The 19098-nt window shown below is 63.5% G+C and carries 14 protein-coding genes; 7 read left to right on the top strand and 7 right to left on the bottom strand.

The genetic code is table 11. The features are described 5' to 3' along the window. Window positions 1-31 precede the first annotated feature (31 nt). Together mtnA and mtnK are read right to left on the bottom strand one after the other, a co-directional pair. On the bottom strand, window positions 32-1126 hold the full coding sequence (mtnA, locus tag HNQ71_RS05510) for an S-methyl-5-thioribose-1-phosphate isomerase (RefSeq protein ID WP_184871530.1): 1095 nt from the start codon (window positions 1124-1126) through the stop codon (window positions 32-34). Further along, window positions 1123-2394 (bottom strand): S-methyl-5-thioribose kinase, encoded by a 1272-nt coding sequence (gene mtnK, locus HNQ71_RS05505; protein WP_184871529.1) that lies wholly within the window; start codon window positions 2392-2394, stop codon window positions 1123-1125. Before mtnK ends, mtnA begins: the two co-directional genes overlap by 4 nt. 135 nt (window positions 2395-2529) lie before the next feature. Between mtnK and HNQ71_RS05500 the strand changes: the two genes are divergently transcribed. The 3 genes from HNQ71_RS05500 to HNQ71_RS05490 all read left to right on the top strand — a co-directional run bounded on the left by HNQ71_RS05500 (window position 2530) and on the right by HNQ71_RS05490 (window position 6216). After that, on the top strand, window positions 2530-4041 hold the full coding sequence (locus HNQ71_RS05500; protein ID WP_184871528.1) for a sugar ABC transporter ATP-binding protein: 1512 nt from the start codon (window positions 2530-2532) through the stop codon (window positions 4039-4041). A gap of 79 nt (window positions 4042-4120) precedes the next feature. Further along, complete coding sequence (locus HNQ71_RS05495; protein WP_184871527.1) at window positions 4121-5116, top strand: ABC transporter permease; 996 nt, start codon at window positions 4121-4123, stop codon at window positions 5114-5116. A gap of 47 nt (window positions 5117-5163) precedes the next feature. Continuing rightward, entirely contained in the window at window positions 5164-6216 is a 1053-nt protein-coding gene (locus HNQ71_RS05490) for a substrate-binding domain-containing protein (protein ID WP_184871526.1), read from the top strand. A gap of 48 nt (window positions 6217-6264) precedes the next feature. On the opposite strand, the gene HNQ71_RS05485 is transcribed toward HNQ71_RS05490, so the two are convergent. The 4 genes from HNQ71_RS05485 to HNQ71_RS05470 all read right to left on the bottom strand — a co-directional run bounded on the left by HNQ71_RS05485 (window position 6265) and on the right by HNQ71_RS05470 (window position 10041). Then, on the bottom strand, window positions 6265-6453 hold the full coding sequence (locus tag HNQ71_RS05485) for a type II toxin-antitoxin system RelE/ParE family toxin (protein WP_343068050.1): 189 nt from the start codon (window positions 6451-6453) through the stop codon (window positions 6265-6267). Window positions 6454-6545: 92 nt separating this feature from the next. After that, window positions 6546-6806 (bottom strand): type II toxin-antitoxin system ParD family antitoxin, encoded by a 261-nt coding sequence (locus tag HNQ71_RS05480; protein WP_246461202.1) that lies wholly within the window; start codon window positions 6804-6806, stop codon window positions 6546-6548. A gap of 123 nt (window positions 6807-6929) precedes the next feature. Continuing rightward, window positions 6930-8984 carry a bifunctional aldolase/short-chain dehydrogenase gene (locus HNQ71_RS05475; RefSeq protein WP_184871524.1) on the bottom strand — a complete coding sequence of 685 codons (2055 nt, stop codon included), beginning with the start codon at window positions 8982-8984 and terminating at the stop codon, window positions 6930-6932. Window positions 8985-9075: 91 nt separating this feature from the next. After that, a complete protein-coding gene (locus HNQ71_RS05470) occupies window positions 9076-10041 on the bottom strand; it encodes a sugar-binding transcriptional regulator (RefSeq protein ID WP_184871523.1) in 966 nt (321 codons plus the stop codon). Between the two features lie 191 nt (window positions 10042-10232). Between HNQ71_RS05470 and HNQ71_RS05465 the strand changes: the two genes are divergently transcribed. From HNQ71_RS05465 to HNQ71_RS05450, 4 genes are all read left to right on the top strand, one after another. Next, window positions 10233-11873, top strand: a complete 1641-nt coding sequence (locus tag HNQ71_RS05465) for an acyl-CoA synthetase (protein WP_184871522.1) — start codon at window positions 10233-10235, stop codon at window positions 11871-11873. A 188-nt stretch (window positions 11874-12061) separates the two neighbouring features. Next, the gene (locus tag HNQ71_RS05460) at window positions 12062-12682 is read left to right on the top strand and encodes a TetR/AcrR family transcriptional regulator (protein WP_184871521.1); all 621 of its coding nucleotides are present in this window, start codon (window positions 12062-12064) and stop codon (window positions 12680-12682) included. Between the two features lie 52 nt (window positions 12683-12734). Beyond that, window positions 12735-13874, top strand: coding sequence for an efflux RND transporter periplasmic adaptor subunit (locus tag HNQ71_RS05455; protein WP_184871520.1), 1140 nt, complete (start codon window positions 12735-12737; stop codon window positions 13872-13874). A 206-nt stretch (window positions 13875-14080) separates the two neighbouring features. Further along, the gene (locus HNQ71_RS05450) at window positions 14081-17227 is read left to right on the top strand and encodes an efflux RND transporter permease subunit (RefSeq protein ID WP_184871519.1); all 3147 of its coding nucleotides are present in this window, start codon (window positions 14081-14083) and stop codon (window positions 17225-17227) included. A gap of 67 nt (window positions 17228-17294) precedes the next feature. Here the strand turns inward: HNQ71_RS05450 and HNQ71_RS05445 are convergent, their stop codons facing one another. Then, complete coding sequence (locus HNQ71_RS05445) at window positions 17295-19004, bottom strand: trimethylamine N-oxide permease (RefSeq protein ID WP_184871518.1); 1710 nt, start codon at window positions 19002-19004, stop codon at window positions 17295-17297. Window positions 19005-19098 lie beyond the last annotated feature (94 nt).

Raw genomic sequence — 19098 nt, 5'->3', positions numbered from 1 at the left:
GAAAACCGTTTCACACTTTTCCTGGATTGATCTAGCCGCGCTCGGGAAACATCGCCTTCAGGCCCTCGCGCGACGCCTTGGCGACGCCGCGTTCGGTGATCAGGCCGGTCACCAGCCGCGCCGGCGTCACGTCGAAGGCCGGGTTCGCCGCGGGTGTCGTCTCGGGCGAGATGCGCACCTGGGCGATCTCGCCGGCAGCGGTCTTGCCCCAGACCAGCGAGACCTCGTCGGCCGAGCGCTGCTCGATCGGGATTTCGGCAAGCCCGTCATGCACCGTCCAGTCTATGGTCGGCGACGGCAGCGCGACATAGAACGGCACGTCGTTGTCGGCGGCGGCAAGTGCCTTCAAGTAGGTGCCGATCTTGTTGCAGACATCGCCGTCCGCGGTGGTGCGGTCGGTGCCGACGATGACCATGTCGATCGAACCGCGTTGCATCAGATGGCCGCCGGCATTGTCGACGATCAGCGTGTGCGGCACGCCATGGCCGGCCATCTCCCAGGCGGTCAGCTGGGCGCCCTGGTTGCGCGGCCGCGTCTCGTCGACATAGACGTGGACCGGAATGCCGGCCTCGGTTGCCAGGTATATCGGCGCGGTGGCGGTGCCATAGTCGACGGTAGCCAGCCAGCCGGCGTTGCAATGGGTCAGTATGTTGACCGGTTCGCCCTTCGGCTTGCGCGCCGCGATCGCCTTGATGATGGCGAGCCCGTTCTCGCCGATAGCGCGGTTGAGGCCGACATCCTCGTCGGCGATTTCCCTAGCCCGCCGATAGGCGGCTTCGGCCCGTTGTTTGGGAGGCAGCGGCTTGAGCAAGCGCCGCATCTCGTCCAGCGCCCAGCGCAGATTGATTGCCGTCGGGCGCGTCTCGTGCAAGGTCTCCCAGACGGCATCGAGTGCGGCATCCGATGGATCGTCCGCCATCTGCATGGCGACGCCGTACGCAGCGGTAACACCGATCAGCGGGGCGCCGCGCACCCACATGTCGCGGATCGCGGTGGCGATGCCGGTGACGGTGCCGATCTTCTCGATGCGGAAATCATGCGGCAGCCAGCGCTGGTCGATGATCTCCACCGAACGCCCGTCGTCGCTCAGCCAGATGGTGCGATAGTGGCGGTCGCCGACGTTCAAATGCTGCTCTCCTGTTCGATCAGCGCGGCCAGATGATTGACCTCGTCGATGCTGTGTATCTGGCGCCGGTTGACGGCGAGGTGGCGGCCGAATTTCAGCGCCTTGGACTCACAACTGGCGCGCAGATCCTCGTCGGCAATGGTCTCGAAATCGGCATTGTGGGCGAGGCCGAGGATACGCCGGTGGACCTCGATGCCGGCGAAGCCGAGCAGGTCGGTCCAGATCTGGTGCAGCACATGGTCGAGCGCTTGTTCGGCGCCGAGCCTGTCGCCCTGATCCTCGAAAAGGCTCTTCTGGTAGAGCATGCCGGTGCGCTCGGTGCGCCACAGATGCGTAAACTCGGCGCGGAACACAACCCAAGTCTCGACGGTCACCTCGAGCAGGTAGGCGCGCATGGCGTCGCGCTTGCCGCTCTGCTCGTGCCCCCGTTGCGAGAAGAAGGACATCCAGAAATTGGCGAGCAGCATGCCGACATCGAAGGCCATCGGACCGTAGAAGGCGAACTCCGGATCGATCATCCGGGTTTCACCGTCGGTGACCATGATCGAGCCGGAATGCAGGTCGCCATGCAGCAAGGTTTCGGCATTGGCGGCGAAGATGTGCTTCAGCCGCTGCGCCTCGACCTTGAGGTCGCGGTCGGCGCGCAGTTCCGCGACGAGGCCGTCCAGTTGCGGGCTGGTGTGCCGGTTCATCCTGGCTTCGAAATAGGGGTCGGAGAACACCAGGTTTTCGGTGATGTCGCAAAGTTCGACATTGTCGGCGAACAGCGCCAGATCGGCCTTGCGGTCCTTGGCTGCCATATGCAGGTCGGAGCCGCGGAACAGGGTGCGGGCCATGAACAGGCCGATATCCCTGGCAATACCAGGCAATTGCCGGCCTTCGATCAACGCCCGCCGCAGGATGATGTGCGGCGACAGATATTCCATGATGATCAGCGCCTGGCCTTCATCGAAATGATAGATCGCCGGCACCGACCCTGGCGCGCGCGCTTCTTGCCGGGTCAGCGCGTGGTATTCGAAGAACGAGCGCTTCAGCGGCAGCGGCCAGCTGTCGCCGACCAGGCGGACGTAGGGCAGGGCCTGCTTGACCACCGCTGCACCGCTGGCGCCTTCGACGATGAACACCAGGTTCAGATTGCCGTCGCCGACCTCGCGGACCTTCCACGCGCTCGTGTCCTTGCCGATCCGTGCGCGCAGCGCCTCGTTGTCGCCAAGACGGCTCGGGAGCGTCTCCACCGACAGTGCTTCGAACTGCAATTTTCCAGTCATCGTCATCCTCCCGCATATGCGCTCCGAACATAACGGAGGCATGGCGGCCGGGCCAAGCTAGGAAGCGATCTGGCAATTGTCAATCGTGTTGACAATTGCCGATGTAGCCCATAGCGTCATGTCAGGGAGGAACGCATGGTCGGCAATGCCGTGTTCCGCGCAGAGGGGCTGAGGAAATCCTTTGGCCATAACGAGGTGCTTGACGGCGTCTCGCTGGAGCTGCATGCCGGCGAAGTGACGGTGCTGATGGGCGCCAACGGCGCCGGCAAATCCACCCTCGTCAAGATCATCAGCGGCGTCTATGAGCGCGGCGACGGCACGATGAGTCTCGCCGGACAGGCCTTCGCGCCCAACACGCCGGCGGAAGCGATCCGCGCCGGCGTCGTCACCGTGCACCAGAACATCAATGACGGCGTCGTCGCCGATCTCGATGTCGCCACCAATTTGACCCTCGACCGCTTGAGCGGCAGCGGCGCTTCGTTCCTGTTCAATCCGGCGCGCGTGCGTCGGCAGGCAAAGGCCGTCGCCGACCGCATGAGGTTGGCCATCGATCTCAAAGCGCGCGTCAGCGATCTTTCGCTTGCCGATCGCCAGATGGTGGCGATCGCCCGCGCTTTGGCGCATCAGCCGAAAGTGCTGATCCTCGACGAGCCGACTTCCTCTTTGTCCAGCGCTGAAGCCGATCGGCTGTTCGCGCTGATCGACAGGCTGCGCGAGCAGGGCGTCGCCATCCTCTATATCTCGCACCGCATGTCTGACATCAGGCGGCTTGCCGATCGGATCGTCTCGATGCGCGACGGCATCATCTCTGGCGTCTTCGACAAGAAACCGCTCGACTATGAAGGCGCGGTCAACGCCATGCTCGGGCGCAAGATTCACCTCGACCACATCGTCGTCAGGAATTCGGCCAAGGCGATCCTGACGATCGAAGGTCTACGCATAGCGCAGGGCGCCAGGCCGATTTCGCTGACGCTGGGCGACGGCGAGGTCGTTGCCATTACCGGCCTCGTCGGCGTGGGCAAGACCGCGCTGGCCGAGACGCTGTTTGGCGTGCGCAAGCCGCTCGCTGGCACCATGATGCTGAACGGCAAGCCCTACGCGCCTGAAACAACCGGCGAGGCGATCGCCGCCGGCGTGTTCCTCGTCGCCAAGGATCGCGGCGAGAACGGCATCGTCAGCGGCTTCAATATCCAGGAAAATATCAGCCTGCCGTTTCACAAGCGCATGTCGCGCCTCAGTGTTCTCAGACGCGGTCTGGAGCGCAGCACCGCGCGCAGGCAGATCGAGGAACTGGGCATCGTGTGCCGCTCCGAGAAGGACGAGATGTCGGAGCTTTCCGGCGGCAACCAGCAGAAGGTGATGGTCGCCCGCTGGATGGCGCAGGATGCCGGACTGTTCATTCTGGATGAACCGTTCCAGGGCGTCGACATTTCGGCCCGGCGCGACATTGCCGCCAAGCTCAGGGCAAGCGCCAAAGGCCGCGCCACGCTGCTGTTCGTCACCGAGCTCGACGAGGCGTTGGAGACCGCCGACCGAATCCTGGTGATGTCCGAGCAAACCATCGTCGGCGAACACCGCAATGCCGATGTCGATCTCGACCGCCTGCTGGCCGAGGTCGCCGGCGGACCGCTGCACAGCGCCGCCTGAGCGTGGCGGCAAGGAATTGGAATGGAGAGACCATGGGTTCGAGTTGGGTAAAAATCGCAGCGGCGCGCGGGGGCGCTGAATGACGTTGCGCGACTACGCTATCCGCTACGGTTTCATCGTGCTCTTGTTCGGTTTGATCGCCTATTTCGCGATCGCCGCCGACGGTTTCGTTTCGCCGCAAAGTGCCGTCTTCATCTTCCAGTCGGTCGCTATCACCGGCGTTCTGGCGCTCGGCGTCACCGCCACGCTCGTCGTCGGCGGCTTTGACCTGTCGATCGGCTCGGTCGCCACATCAGCCATGATGGCGGCGGCCTATGTCATGGTGGTGCTGGAGCAGAACGCTCTCGTCGCGGTCGTCGTCTGCCTGCTCATCGGCGCCATTGTCGGCCTCATCAATGGCTGGCTGATCGTCTACATGCGCGTGCCCGATCTCCTGGCGACGCTCGGCATGATGTTCCTGCTGGTCGGCCTGCAACGCATCCCGACCGAGGGCCGCTCGATCGCCACCGGCATGACCATGCCGGACGGTTCGGTCGCCAATGGCAAGTTCAGCGACGCCTTCCTGGCGCTCGGCCGCCACCGCTTCGACTTCTTCATCCCGAACCTCATTCCGGTGTCGGTGGTCGTGCTGCTCGTGCTCGCCGTGCTGATCTGGTTCTTCCTCGAATACACGCGTTTCGGGCGTATGATGTATGCGGTCGGCAGCAACGAACGCGCTGCCGAACTCGCCGGTGCGCCTGTCAAGGCATACAAGATCTGGGCCTACGTTATTTCAGGAGTTTTTGCCTCGATCGGCGGCATTTTGCTCGCCGCCCGACTTGGACGCGGCGACATCGCCTCGGGTAATAATCTGCTGCTCGACGCTGTCGCCGCGGCGCTCATCGGCTACGCGGTGCTCGGCGCCGCCAAGCCGAACGCCTTCGGCACTGCCGTCGGCGCGCTGTTCGTCGGCATCCTGCTGCAAGGCCTGACGATGATGAACGCGCCTTACTACACGCAGGATTTCGTCAAGGGCGTGGTTCTGGTCGTCGCCCTTGTCTTCACCTTCGCCCTTTCGGGCAGGGGCAGGAGGTAGCTTTCGACCGGATAGGATTTGGGTTCAACAAGAGTGGAGGAAACAAGGTGAACATTACGAGAAGACTTCTGGGGAAGGTGGCACTCGGGCTGGCCGGGGCAACCATGCTGATGCAGTTCCCGGCGCTGGCCGCGGACAAGCCGGCGCCTTTCGACAAGCCCGGCGTCAAGATCGCGCTGGTGCGCTATCTCTCGACCGGCGACTTCTTCCAGGCCTATCTCAGCGGCGTCGAGGCGCAGTCGAAGGCGCTAGGCATCGACCTGCGCGTGCTCGACAGCCGCCAGGACGCCGCCCTTCAATCCGACATGGTCGACCAGGCCATCGCGCTTGGCGTGCAAGGCATCATCATCCAGCACGGCCTGACGGAATCGATGAAGGACGCCGCCCAGCGCGCGGTCGATGCCGGCATCAAGGTGGTGGCCTTCGACGTCAATGTCGAAAACCCCAAGATCCCGCAGGTCGAACAGTCCGACCGCGACTTGGCCCGCCTCGCTCTCGAGCAGGCGGTCAAGGACAATGGCGAGAGCTGGAAGGCCGGCTATGTCTATGTCGCCGGCATCGCGCCGCTCGACCGCCGCAACGAGACCTGGGTCGACGTCAAGAAGAAGCATGCCGGAATCAGCGAAGTCGCGATGTTCGGCACGCTCGACAACCCGATCGCCAACTCCGTCGCCAACCAGGCGCGTTCGGTGCTGTCGGCCCACCCCGACATCAAGGTGATGTTCGCCCCCTATGACGAATTCGCCAAGGGCGTGAAGATCGCCGTCGACGAGGCGGGCTTAAACAAGGGCATCAAGATCTACTCGGCCGACATCTCGACGTCCGATATCGCCGCGATGCGTGAACCCGACAGCGCCTGGGCGGCGACCGCCGCCACCAATCCGGCCGTCGTCGGCCAGGTCTCGGTGCGCGCGCTGGCACAGCTGCTGGCCGGTGAAGACCCCGGCCACAACGTCGTCGTGCCGCCGACGCTGATCACCCAGAAGGACCTCGTCGACAAGGACATCAAGAACATTGAAGACCTGTCGGCGAAGCTGCCGCAGTTCGCCCATGCCGACGTCGCGATGCCGGCCTGGATGCCGAACCCGAACGCCAAGTAATTTGACTATCCGGCGAAGGAAGGAGCGGCGCTCGCGCCGCTCCTTTCGTTACATCCAGTGTTCCGGGTCGCGCATCCCGTGGACAATCGCCACGACCAGGACACCTTCCGACTGCGGTTCGTAGATGACGATGTAGCGGCCTTCGACGAGTATACGGGCCGTCATGCTCAACTCCGGCCGAGCCGCGCCCATCTTGGGGTGCTGTGCCGCCAGTTCCAGCTTTTCAAAACTGCTCATAAGCAGCTTGTCCGCTGCCTTTTTCGTTGTCGATTGCGATTGTATGCCAGATGTCTCGCAAATCCTGCGAGGCGCGAGGTGTAAACCGGTATCTAGCCACGGGCGCGGCGTTCTGCCTTCAGGCCGCGTATGAACTCAGCGGGTTCGACTTCCACCGGCTGGCCGCTGGCTATGCCGTCAGCATAGGCCCGCTTCAAGTGATCGAGCTCCAGGGTTCGCAATTCCTCACGCTGCTCCCACAAGCGCAAGGCGTCGCGGACAATCTCGCTGTTGGAGGCATATCCGCCACCTTCTATGGCGCTTTGCAAGCGAGCGGCCTGCTGTGGCGTGAGCGATATGGTAAGGGTGCGCATGGGTTCGTTTTTCATCCCCACCCCATACCACGCCTAACAAGATCTAACAATCTTTGTTAGGATTCTCATGCGCCTTGCAATCCCCTGTCACGCGGCGGGGGATTGTAAGGGCAAGACTTTCGCCTACCGCATCGCCGCCGCGATGTTGCCGCCGTCGACGGTCGTCACATCGGCGGTGGTGCGATCGGCCAGCGCGTGGTGCAGGAAGGCCTGCGCCACGTCCTGCGCCGTCACTTCTTGGCCGAGCAGATTGCCGGACATGTAGTCCTTCTCCGAGACGCCACGCGCGCCCGAGCGGCTAGCGATCATGGCGTCGGTCAAAAGGCCCGAGCGGATGCGGTCGGCGTTGACGGCGTTCGAACGGATGCCGTGCGCGCCGTAGTCGAGCGCGTACTGCCTGGACAGGAACAGCGTCGCCGCCTTCGGCACGCCGTAGGCGCCGAATTTCGGACCCGGATTGACCGCCTGCTTGGACGTGTTGAACAGAAGCACGCCGCCGGTGCCCTGTTCGAGCATGATGCGAACGGCATTCTGCGCCACCGACTGGTGAGCGAAGAAATTGAGCTCGAAACTCCTGCGCAAAAGCGCATCGTCGAGTTCGCCGATCCGGCCTTCCCAGGCGGCACCGGCATTGGAGACCAGGATGTCGACGCCGCCGAACACGGCAACCGCCCTGTCGAAAGCGGCACGCACTTGGCGCGGGTCGGTGATGTCGGCGGCAACACCGATCGAGTTGTTGCCGGCCTTCTTCGCCGCCTCGGCTGCCTTATCTGCGTCGAGATCGACAACGACGGCATGGGCACCGTTGTCTGCGAACAGCTTGGCTGTCGCCGCCCCGATCGCACCGGCGCCGCCGGTGATCAGCACCACTTGGCCGGTCAGCGGCTTCGGTTTGTTGGAAGCGAGCTTGGCCTGTTCCAGCGACCAGTATTCGAGCGGGAAGAGGTCGGCCTTGGAGAGCGGATGAAACCGGCCGACCGCTTCGGCGCCGCGCACCGCCTCGATCCACATCTCGCCGACATCCGAGGCGATCTTCGCGTCCTTCAGCGTGCGGCCGTGGCCGAACATACCGAGGCCCGGCACCAGGGTCAGCCGCGGCATCTGGTCGAGCATGGTGCGCTTGACGTCGTCGAGCGCATCGTTGGTCTCGAAATAGGCGCGATAGTCCTTGGCGAAGGCCTCGACGTGATCCTTGATCACGGCCTTGTAGTCGCCGACCTTGTCGGCATCGGGCGCCGGCAGTGCCATCGGTCCAGTCTTGATGCGGATCGACAGATCGGGCGTCGACACGCCGCGCCCGGCATAGTCGGCGATCTCAGCCGAATTGATGAAATCGACGATCGCCTCCGAGGTGCGGAAGTCGCTGATCATGCGGTCGAAACGGCCTTCACCGCGCGCCACTGCGACGGCGCCGCGCAGCATCGGCGCGATAGCCGCCGGTGTCGCGAGCATTGCCGGCAACGCTGCCTTTGCCGCTTGCGGCTTGGCATTCTCAGCGACGTAGTCTTCGGCGACATTCACATAGTGGATCATCCGGTCGTAGGCCTGCCTGGCGTCGTCGCCGAAGGTGAAGATGCCATGCTTGTCGAGGATCAGGCCCTCGACCGACGGATCGGCGTCGAAAATATTGGCAGCCGCCTTGGCGAGGTCGAAGCCCGGCATGATGTAGGGCACGTAACCCATCTTCGCGCCGAACACCGTCTCCACCAGCCGTTTGCTGTCCTCCTGGTCGACGATGGCCAGGATGGCGGTCGAATGCGTGTGGTCGACGAATTTGTGCGGCAGGAAGGCATGCAGCAGCGTTTCCACGGAAGGGTTGGGCGAGGACGGGTCGATGAGGTTGGCGCGTTGCAGGGCAACCATGTCCTCGTCGGCCAATCTGTTCAGCGCGCGCGCCTTGAGCAGCGGCTTGAGCTTGACCGCCGGCAGGCCCTGCGGCTCGATGACACCCATGTCCCAGCCGCTGCCCTTGACGCACAGCACGTCCCACTGGTCGCCGACGAGATCGGTGGCGGTCGTCTTGCAGGACGTGTTGCCGCCGCCATGCAGGACCAGCCGCGGCTCGCCGCCCAGCAGCCGGGTCGTGTAGACGCGCAGCGCCAGGTCGCGCTCGACACCCTTCTTTGCATAGTCGGCAACGAGTTTTTCGGCTGCGTCGTCATTCCACAGGTTCTTCATGTTCGCTTCGTCCGGTTGTTGTCTTTGATGGTGAAACAGGAATGCCGCGACGCCTTGATGACAATGCGCCGGCAACGGAAGTTTGTGTTTCCTAGGAGGCCTTTTCTGTCGCCGCTCCAGCGTGATCCAGCAGCCGCTGCGCCATGCGTGCGCCGACCACCAGATGCGTGCAAAGTCCGCCGGCGATCGCCGCGAGCAGCGGTTCGAACTTACTGTCCTCCTGCACGACCATCAGCCGCCTGGCGATGGCGCGCAACGAGGCAAGCTCGGCCGAGATCACCCGGCGGTTGTAGCTGCAGTCGAGCACCTTGCCGTCGGCGTCGATGATCTGCCCGGCTATGACGCCGGCAGCACCTCGGCTGCGCAGCTCCGCCATTTCGCCTGATGTCAGCGCGCCGCATTTGACCAGATGGCTGTCGGCGTCGACCGCGCCGACCGAGTACAGCGCCAGATCGCATTCACCTACGCCCGACAACTGCTCCCGGATCACCGGTTCGGCACGCAGCGCGCGCGCCAGATCTTCCGTCGACAGCACCAGCGGCGCGTAGAAGTTGAGGCCCTTGGCGTTGAGCCGGCGCGCGATTTCCATCGTGCATTGGTCGGGCCGGTAGGAATAGGGCGCGCCGAGATTGCCGCAGAGCTGCACCACGGTGACGTCCTGCAGGTCGGCATAGGACATGATGTCGGCGATCATATAGACGGTGCGGCCCCAGGCGACGCCAATGCGGTCGCCCTTCTTGACCAGCTCGAGAAAGACGCTCGCCGCCAGCACGGCGATTTCCGTCGACGGATCGGCGATATGGTCGTTTTCCGGCGCGATCCAGACGGCGTCGAGGCTCAGCGCATCCTCGAGCTTGCGCGCCAGCACATCGTCGGTGAAAAGCTGGGTCGAGGTCGAGATGTTGACGATGCCGGTCTCGCGCGCCTTGCGCAGATACATGGCGACCGAGGCACGGGAAATGTTGAGCTGGCTCGCCACCTGGTCCTGCCGCAGGCCATGGGCGTAGTAGAGCCAGGCGGCCTTGTGGATGAGCTGTTCTGCCGGTCGGATCGCCATGCCGTCTCCTCGGCTGACATTATTCACGGCCTTCGACAAAAGTCAAACCAGGCCAAGGCATACGATGCCTTTTCATCAGCTGAATCTAGATCATCATTATGCCAAATGCGCTCTATCGCGGCATCGTTGGTGGTGACGCGGCCCGAGCCTGTGATTAGAACATCTCAAAGAAGAAACTCGGGGAGGATGGGATGGGCAATCCCTACGAACAGGATCTCGACAAGAACGCGGCCAACCACCAGCCACTGACGCCGCTCACCTATCTGGAGCGCGCGGCAAAGACCTATCCCGACCATGTCGCCATCATCCATGGCCGCCAGCGCATCGACTATCGCGCTTTCTGGCGCCGGTCGCTGAAGCTTGCCTCGGCCCTTCAGAAGCGCGGCATCGGCAAGGGCGACACCGTCACCGTCATGCTGTCCAACACACCGCCGATGCTGGAAGCGCATTTCGGCGTGCCGATGACCAAGGCGGTGCTGCACTCGCTCAACACCCGCCTCGATGCCGCAGTCATCGCCTTCCAGCTCGACCATGCCGAGAGCAAGATACTGATCGTCGATCGCGAGTTCTCCGGCGTCGTCAAGCAGGCCCTGCAACTGGCCAAGGTCAAGCCGCTGGTCATCGACTACGATGATCCCGACTACGCCGCCGACGCGCCCTATCCGAAGGGCGAACGCATAGGCACATCAGACTATGAGGACTTCATCGCAAGCGGCGACGAGGACTTCGCCTGGTCGATGCCCGACGATGAGTGGGACGCGATCTCGCTCAACTACACCTCCGGTACCACGGGCAATCCGAAGGGCGTCGTCTACCACCATCGGGGTGCTGCCCTCATGGCCTACACCAACACCATCCATGCCGGCATGGCCAAGCACGCCGTCTATCTATGGACGCTGCCGATGTTCCACTGCAATGGCTGGTGCTTCCCGTGGACGCTCGCCGTCCAGGCCGGCACCCATGTCTGCCTGCGCTGGGTGCGGCCGAAGCCGATCTACGATGCGATCGCCGACCACGGCGTCACCCATCTGTGCGGTGCACCGGTCGTCATGTCGGTGCTGATCAATGCGAAGGACGAGGACAAGCGCGAATTCGCGCAGACCGTCACCTTCAACACCGCGGCTGCTCCGCCACCGGAGGCCGTGTTGTCGGGCATGGCCGATGCCGGCTTTGCCGTCACCCATCTCTACGGATTGACCGAGACCTATGGCCCGGCGGTCGTCAACGAATGGCACAGCGCCTGGGACGATCTCGAAAAGGGCGAGCGCAGTGTCAAGAAGGCGCGGCAGGGCGTGCGCTATGCAGCGCTCGAAGGCCTGACCGTCATGGATCCCGAGACAATGCGGACGACGCCGGCGGATGGCGAAACCATCGGCGAGGTCATGTTCCGCGGCAACATCGTCATGAAGGGCTATCTGAAGAACCGCAAGGCGAGCGACGAAGCCTTTGCCGGCGGCTGGTTCCACTCCGGCGATCTCGGCGTCATGCACGCCGACGGCTATATCCAGCTCAAGGACCGCTCCAAGGACATCATCATCTCCGGCGGCGAGAACATCTCCTCGATCGAGGTCGAGGATGCGCTCTACAAGCACCCCTCGGTTGCCTCTTGCGGCGTCGTCGCCAGGGCCGATGACAAATGGGGCGAGGTGCCGGTCGCCTATGTCGAGTTGAAGCCCGGCAAGTCGGCGACCGAGGCCGAGATCATCGAGCACTGCCGCGCACTGCTTGCCCGCTTCAAGGTGCCGAAGGCGGTTATCTTCGCCGAAATCCCGAAGACCTCGACCGGCAAGATCCAGAAGTTCCGGCTGCGGGAAATGGCCAAGGTCGCCTGAAGTCTCGCGCAGCCCTCTCGCGAAAATATTTTCAGCGGCCCGCATCCTCGGGCCGCCTGGTCACGTCTGTTGGGATGTCACCAGCTGTCACCAATCGTACGCGTACATCGATTTCGCGTTGACAGGTCGGCCATTTCGATTTACGATTGACGAAAATTGAAATTCGTCAGTCGTAAACAAAGAGAGCCATGTCCGAAGTCGCCAACATAGTCGCTGACGCGGCCCGACAGGAGGTCGCCCGACAGGAAAATGTGACGCGCATTCTCGACTGCGCCGAGCGCCTGTTCCGGCACTACGGCTACGGCAAGACCAATGTCGCCGACATCGCCCGTGAACTCGGCATGTCGCCGGCCAACATCTACCGTTTCTTCGCCACCAAGGTCGAAATCCACCAGGCCGTCTGTGGCCGGATGCTCGGTGCCAGCTACAAGATGGCCTATGAGATTTGCCACCTGCCGATCAGCGCCGAAGAGCGGCTTCGGCGCTACGTGCATGCGCAGTACAAGATGACGATGGAAGTCATGCTCGACGAGCAGAAGGTCCATGAAATGGTGATCGTTGCGCTCGAACGGGATTGGGGCGTCATCGACAAGCACGTCGACAGCATCCACGATCTGTTCGCGGAAGTCATCCGCGATGGCATCGAGGCCGGTGAGTTCAGGGAGCAGGATCCGGTGATCGCGTCGCGCTGCTTCGGCGCCGCCACAGTCATCCTGTGCCATCCGCAGATGGTCGCGCAGTGTCTTGCCAAGACCAATCGGGCGATGCCCGACGACCTCATCGATTATGCAATCAAGGCCCTGAAATAGCGCCGCACGCTGGTGCCGGTGTCGACCATTCATCTCCAGTCGGAGTAGCAAGATGTCTTTGTCCCGTTCCATCCTTCGCAAGCTTCCGGTCGCCGGCCTGATCGTCGCGGCGCTCGGGCTTGCCGGCTGCTCGCAGGAGAAAGCCGAGGTCAAGGACATCATCCGCCCGGTCAAGGTCGTCGAGATCGCCCAGGCGCATGACACCCGCACGCTCTCCTATTCTGGTTCCGTGCGGGCCCGTACCGAAAGCGCCCTGGCGTTCCGGGTCAACGGCAAGATCACGGAGCGCCTTGTCGACATCGGTCAGCATGTGGCCTCGGGAGACGTGCTCGCCCGCATAGATCCTATCGACTACGACCTGTCGGTCAAAAGCGCTCAGGCAGCGCTCGACGCCGCCGAGCGGCAGGTCGAGACTGTCGAGCTTGCCCGCAAGCGCGCCGAGCAGCTTTTTGCCAAGAATTTTGCACCGAAATCGCAGCTCGAACAGGCGACGCTTACCTATGACCAGGCGGTCGCCACCCGCGATTCCGCTCGCTCATCGCTTGAACAGGCCAAAAACCAGGCCGGCTATACCGACCTCAAGGCCGACAGGGACGGCATCGTCACCGCTGTCAGCGCCGATGTCGGCCAGGTGGTCGGCTCCGGCACGCCGGTTGTCACCGTCGCGGTCGATGGCGAAAAGGAAGTGCTGATCGCGGTTCCGGAAATGGAAATCGCCGAGTTCAAGCCGGGCAAGATCGTCAAGGCGGGCTTCTGGTCCGACGACGCGCTCGCGCTCGACGGCAAGGTCCGCGAAGTCGCCGGCAGCGCCGATCCGCAGTCGCGCACCTTTGCCGTCCGTGTCAGCCTGCCCAACGATCCGCGCGTGCTGCTCGGCATGACCGCCAGCGTCGAAGCATCGGCGGCCAATGAGCGGCAGCTCGTTTCCATCCCGCTGAGCGCGCTGGCCGAGCAAGACAGCCGGTCGATCGTCTGGACCGTCGATCGTGGCGCCGACACCGTCCATGCCCGCCCGGTCACGGTCGCCAAGTTCGCCGCCGATGGCGTGCGGGTCGCCGACGGATTGAAGCCCGGCGACGTCGTGGTCGCTGCCGGCACGCAGTTCATGACCGAGAACCTGAAAGTGAAACTCACCGGCGATACCGTGCAGTCCGCATCTGCGGGAGACAGCGACACCAGGCAGGTGCGCTGACGACAAACACCGGCTACGCGTTTCCGCAGCCGCTGGTTTCCGGGCGGCAAACGCTCGAACCGAGGCGCTCGATTGATGTGACCCCCCGCGCATCAATTTTCGCGTCCCCAACCGCGATGAGTGTTTCTCCGCTCGGAGAGCCTTGCCGCCCGGAAGCCACCACCGAAACTTCGATCTTGTTGCGCTAAACAGATGGACCTGCATCGATGACCAATTCCACGGACGAGAAGCGGCCCTTCAACCTGTCGCGCTGGGCAATCGGCCATCCCTCCATTGCCCGGTTCCTGTTCGGCCTGATCATCATTGCCGGTGCGCTCGGCCTGATGCGCATGGGCCAGAAGGAAGATCCCGATTTCACCTTCCGGGTGATGGTCGTCCAGGCGATCTGGCCGGGCTCCTCGATCCAGGAGATGGAAGACCAGGTCGTCAACAAAATCGAACGCAAGCTGCAGGAAACGCCGCATCTCGATTTCGTGCGCTCGTTCACCCGCGCCGGCAGCGCCATCATCACCGTCCAGATCAAGGGCGACACCAACGCCGCCGAGGTGGCGGACGCCTTCTATCAGGTCCGCAAGAAGGTCGGCGATATATCAGGCGACCTGCCGAAAGGCCTGCTCGGTCCCTATTTCAACGATGAATTCGGAGACACCTTCATCACGCTGCATTCGATCAGCGGCGATGGCTTCAGCTATCCCGAGTTGAAGAAGTTCGCCATCCAAGCGCGCGACATGCTTTTGAGCGCGCCTGGCGTCGAGAAGGCCGTCATCATCGGCGACCAGCCGGAAAAGCTCTACATCGACATCTCCTCCAAGGCGCTCGCCGAACGCGGCCTGACGCTGACCGATCTCCAGAACGCGATCAAAGGACAGAACAATGTCGACCCGGCAGGCTCCGTCGACACCGGCACCAACTCGGTGCGCATTTCCGTCGAGGGCGACGTCAGCAAGGTGGAGGATATCCGCAACCTGCGCCTGAGCGCCGGCGGCCAGGTCACCCGGCTCGGCGACATCGCCACGGTGACGTCGGGGCTGGAAGATCCCTATCAGCGCAAATACCGCTTCAACGGTCATGACAGCGTGCAGCTTGGCGTCGTCATGGCCAAGGGCTTCAAGGTCACCGATGTCGGCAAGGAGGTCGAGGCGACCTACAAGCGCTTTGAAGAGGCGCTGCCCTATGGCGTTTCGGTCGACCAGATCTCCGACCAGCCGGGCGTCGTCACGGATGCGGTCGCCGAATTCATGCACGCGCTCGGCGAAGCGCTGCTGATTGTCCTCGTCGTCTCGTTCCTGTCGATCGGCTGGCGTTCCGGCCTGGTCATCGCCATCGCCATTCCGCTGGTCCTGGCCGCCACTTTCGCCATCATGTACGAGCTCGGCATCGACCTGCAGCGCATCTCGCTCGGCGCGCTGATCATTGCGCTCGGCCTGCTCGTCGACGACGCCATGATCGTCGTCGAGATGATGGAGCGCAAGCTGGAAGAGGGGCTGGTCAAGATCGAGGCGGCGAGCTTCGCCTATTCCTCGACCGCCTTCCCGATGCTGACCGGCACGCTGATCACCACCGCCGGCTTCATCCCGGTCGGCTTCGCCGCCTCGACGGCTGGCGAATATGTGCGCACGCTGTTCTATGTCGTCGGCATCGCGTTGATCGTCTCGTGGTTCGTCGCGGTCTATTTCACGCCGTGGCTCGGCTACATGATCCTCAAGCAGCGCAAGCATGCCGGCAGCCATCACGATGTCTTCGACACCCGCTTCTACCGCCGGCTGCGCTCGACCGTCGGCTGGGCCGTGCGCCACCGCATCATCGTGCTTGTCATGACCCTGGTGACCTTCGGCACCAGCCTGTGGGCGTTCCAGTTCATCCCGCAGAACTTCTTCCCGCAATCGTCGCGGCCGGAAATCCTCGTCGACCTCTGGCTGCCGGAGGGCACCAGCATCAAGGAAGTCGAGGTGCAGACCAAGGCGCTTGAAGCCAAGATGATGGACGACAAGGACAAGCGTTTCATCGCCACCTATATCGGCGAAGGCGCGCCGCGCTTCTTCCTGCCGCTCGACCAGCAGCTGAGCAATCCGAACTTCGCCCAGCTTCTGGTGATGGCCAATGACGAGCCGGCCCGCGAAAGGCTGATCGTCAAGCTGCGCACCGTCCTGGCCGAGGACTTCCCGTCGGTCCGCGCCAAGGTCGACCGCCTGTTCCTCGGCCCGCCGACCGGCTGGCCGGTGCAGATGCGTGTCATGGGTCCGGACCGCCAGGAGGTGCGCCGCATCGCCGACCAGGTGAAGGCCAAGTTCCGCGAAGATCCGCTGCTTGGCGCCGTCCATGACGATTGGCTCGAACCGGTGCCGGCGATGAAGCTGGTCATCGACCAGGATCGCGCCCGTGCACTCGGCGTCACCTCGCAGCGCATCCGCCAGATGCTGCAGGCGACCATGTCCGGTGCGCCGCTCGACGACTTCCGCGACGGCGAGGAGACGGTGTCCATCGTCGCCCGCGAGCCGGATGCCAGCCGCAGCCTGCTGTCCTCGGTCGACTCCGTCTATATCCCGACCGACTTCGGCGGCTTCGTGCCGCTGTCGCAGGTCGCCAAGGTGGTGCCGGTGCTGGAGCAAGGCATCGAATGGCGGCGTGACCGCTTGCCGACCATCAGCGTGCGGGCAACGCTGCCCGACGGCGTGCAGTCCAACGACGTCGTCACCAAGTTGTACAAGGACATGCAGGGTCTGCGCGATGGGCTGGCACCCGGCTACAAGATCGAGATCCAGGGCGGTGCCGAGGATTCGGCCGAAAGCCAGGCCTCGATCGCCGCCAAGGCGCCGATCATGCTGGCCATCATCGTCGTGCTCCTGATGATCCAGCTGCAGAATTTCGGCAAGGCGATGCTGGTGCTGGCGACCGGCCCGCTCGGCATCATCGGTGCTGCCGCGGCCCTTTTGATCAGCGGTGCGCCGTTCGGCTTCGTCGCCATCCTCGGCGTCATCGCGCTGCTCGGCATCATCATGCGCAACTCGATCATCCTGGTCGACCAGATCGACCAGGATATAGCGGCGGGGATGGAGCGATCCGAAGCGATCATTGGTTCGGCCGTGCGCCGTTTCCGGCCGATCACGCTGACCGCCCTGACGGCGGTGCTGGCGCTGATCCCGATCTCACGCGCCGTGTTCTGGGGGCCGCTCGCCTACGCCATGATGGGCGGCATTCTCGTTGCCACCGTGCTGACCATCCTGGTGCTGCCGGCGGGCTACGCTCTGTTCTTCGGCCGCGAGCCCAAGAAGCACGAGGCGGCGGAGCAGACGGACGATCTGGAGCTGAGCCAAAAAGCCGAAAAGCCGCAACTGGCGCTGGCTGCCGAATAGATCGATTGCGCCAGCCGAAAAGGGATCGGGCGCGCCGAAGCGCGCCCGTTCCTTTTCATTTACGAGGTCAGATGACGAAATACCAGTTGGCGAGCAGCATCACCGCCACGCCGGCGACCAGCGTCAGGTAGGGCAGCATTCCCGCCTTCTTGACCGCCAGATCGGACGAACTCATGCCGAGGTCGGCCAGCATATGGTCGGGGAACTTGCCGCCGTCCTGGATGTAGTGGCGGAAGCAGAACACCGGGATGATCAAGGCCGCGGTGATCAGTCCGGCCCATAGCGCCATCGGGTTCCAGACCTTGGCGCCGGCGCCCATGAAGATGGCGTTGACATAGGCGAAGGTGGCGCCGACGCCGAGCAGCCAGCTCGGCGCCTTCCACGGTCGCGCGATATGGCCGTTGTCGATGCGGTGTATCCAGCCGGCGTTGAGGTTGAGGAAGTTGAAGATGATGTAGCCGCAGTTCGACACGGCGAGGATGAAGAAGAAGCTCGTCGCGTCGGCCGAAGCGATGGCCAGCACGATCAGGTTGAAGCAAAGGTCGGTCCACATCGCCCGCGTCGGTGCGCCATGTTCGTTGACGTGGCTGAGGTAGCGCGGCAGCCAGCCGTCGACCGAGCCCTGGTAGAGCGTGCGCGAAGAACCCGCCATCGCCGTCATGATGCACAGCACCAGAGCCAGGATCATCAGCATCACCAGCAGGCTGTGGATCAGCGCTCCGCCACCGACCATGCCGGCCAGCGCGTCGGCGACACCGGAGCCGTCGACGATCGGGGTGGCCAGCATGCCGTTCAAGCCGAGCACGCCCTGGAAGGTGAACGGCACCAGGATGAACAGCAGCATGCAGAGCAGGCCGGAATAGAAGATGGCCTTGAACGTGTCGGTGCCGGGGTTCTTGAATTCGGACGTGTAGCAGACGGCGGTCTCGAAACCGTAGGTCGACCAGGCGGCGATGAACATGCCGCCAAGCACCAGCGTCCAGCCGGCGATGTTCCAGGCGCCGGGCTCCGGCGCGTAGGCGGCGGCCAGCGGCACCAGCGGCGAAAAATTCGCCCAGTTGATCTGGCCGGTGAAAATCGGCACGACGCCGACGATCAGCATCGGGATGATGACCAGCAGGCCGATATATTTCTGCACATTGGCGGTGCCCAGAATGCCGCGATGCTGGATGGAGAAGATGATCAGCATCAGCACCGCGCCGATGAAGAAGGTGGCATTGAAAGTGAAGGAGACCGGACCCAGAGTGTGGCTGTACAGCGTCCAGTTGCGGATCGCCGGCGTCGCGGCAGCGGTCACCGCCGTGATCGCATCGGCGGCACTCGTGCCGGCATGGGCCGCGATATAGGCGACGACATCGGGCGAGGTTTCGGTGAACAGCGGCACCGGCGCCAGCGCGTTGAGGATATAGGCGGCGGCGATCGAGCAGCCGAGCGACAGCACCGGCGACCAGGCGAACCAATTGCACCACACCGACAGCGGCGCGATGAACTTGGAATAGCGCAGCCAGGCGGTGGCGCCGTAGATCGAGGCGCCGCCCGACTTGTTCGGGAAAAGGCCGGCGATCTCGGCATAGGTGAAGGATTGCAGGAAGCCCATGATCATGGAGGCGATCCAGATCGCGAAGGCCAGCGTGCCGGTCGTGCCGGCAATGCCGCCGATCGAAAACAGGACGAGGGCAGGGACGCCGCTGGCCACCCAGAAGGCGCCGCGCCAGTCGATATTCCGGTGCAGCTTGCTCTCGGCAAGCGGCTCCAGCGTAGTGCTTATCGTGCTCATGTGTTTGGGTTCCCCATTTTGATGTTCCCCGTTCGTGACGGCCGCGACTTCGCGAGGCTTCATCATCGACGTATGCGTTGGGCGGCTGCGGGTG

The sequence above is a fragment of the Mesorhizobium sangaii genome (assembly GCF_014207355.1).
In the GTDB taxonomy this organism is placed as follows: Bacteria; Pseudomonadota; Alphaproteobacteria; order Rhizobiales; family Rhizobiaceae; genus Mesorhizobium; species Mesorhizobium sangaii.
The sequence above is the reverse complement of the archived record's forward strand: the minus strand, read 5'-3'. Positions and strand labels throughout refer to the sequence as shown.

Coding starts and splice junctions, on each gene's coding strand:
- HNQ71_RS05500 (WP_184871528.1), top strand. CDS start 2,530: ATGGTCGGCAATGCCGTGTTCCGCGCAGAGGGGCTGAGGAAATCCTTT.
- HNQ71_RS05450 (WP_184871519.1), top strand. CDS start 14,081: ATGACCAATTCCACGGACGAGAAGCGGCCCTTCAACCTGTCGCGCTGG.
- HNQ71_RS05480 (WP_246461202.1), bottom strand. CDS start 6,806: ATGCGCACCCTTACCATATCGCTCACGCCACAGCAGGCCGCTCGCTTG.
- HNQ71_RS05465 (WP_184871522.1), top strand. CDS start 10,233: ATGGGCAATCCCTACGAACAGGATCTCGACAAGAACGCGGCCAACCAC.
- HNQ71_RS05455 (WP_184871520.1), top strand. CDS start 12,735: ATGTCTTTGTCCCGTTCCATCCTTCGCAAGCTTCCGGTCGCCGGCCTG.
- HNQ71_RS05460 (WP_184871521.1), top strand. CDS start 12,062: ATGTCCGAAGTCGCCAACATAGTCGCTGACGCGGCCCGACAGGAGGTC.
- HNQ71_RS05470 (WP_184871523.1), bottom strand. CDS start 10,041: ATGGCGATCCGACCGGCAGAACAGCTCATCCACAAGGCCGCCTGGCTC.
- HNQ71_RS05475 (WP_184871524.1), bottom strand. CDS start 8,984: ATGAAGAACCTGTGGAATGACGACGCAGCCGAAAAACTCGTTGCCGAC.
- HNQ71_RS05445 (WP_184871518.1), bottom strand. CDS start 19,004: ATGAGCACGATAAGCACTACGCTGGAGCCGCTTGCCGAGAGCAAGCTG.
- mtnK (WP_184871529.1), bottom strand. CDS start 2,394: ATGACTGGAAAATTGCAGTTCGAAGCACTGTCGGTGGAGACGCTCCCG.
- HNQ71_RS05485 (WP_343068050.1), bottom strand. CDS start 6,453: ATGAGCAGTTTTGAAAAGCTGGAACTGGCGGCACAGCACCCCAAGATG.
- HNQ71_RS05495 (WP_184871527.1), top strand. CDS start 4,121: ATGACGTTGCGCGACTACGCTATCCGCTACGGTTTCATCGTGCTCTTG.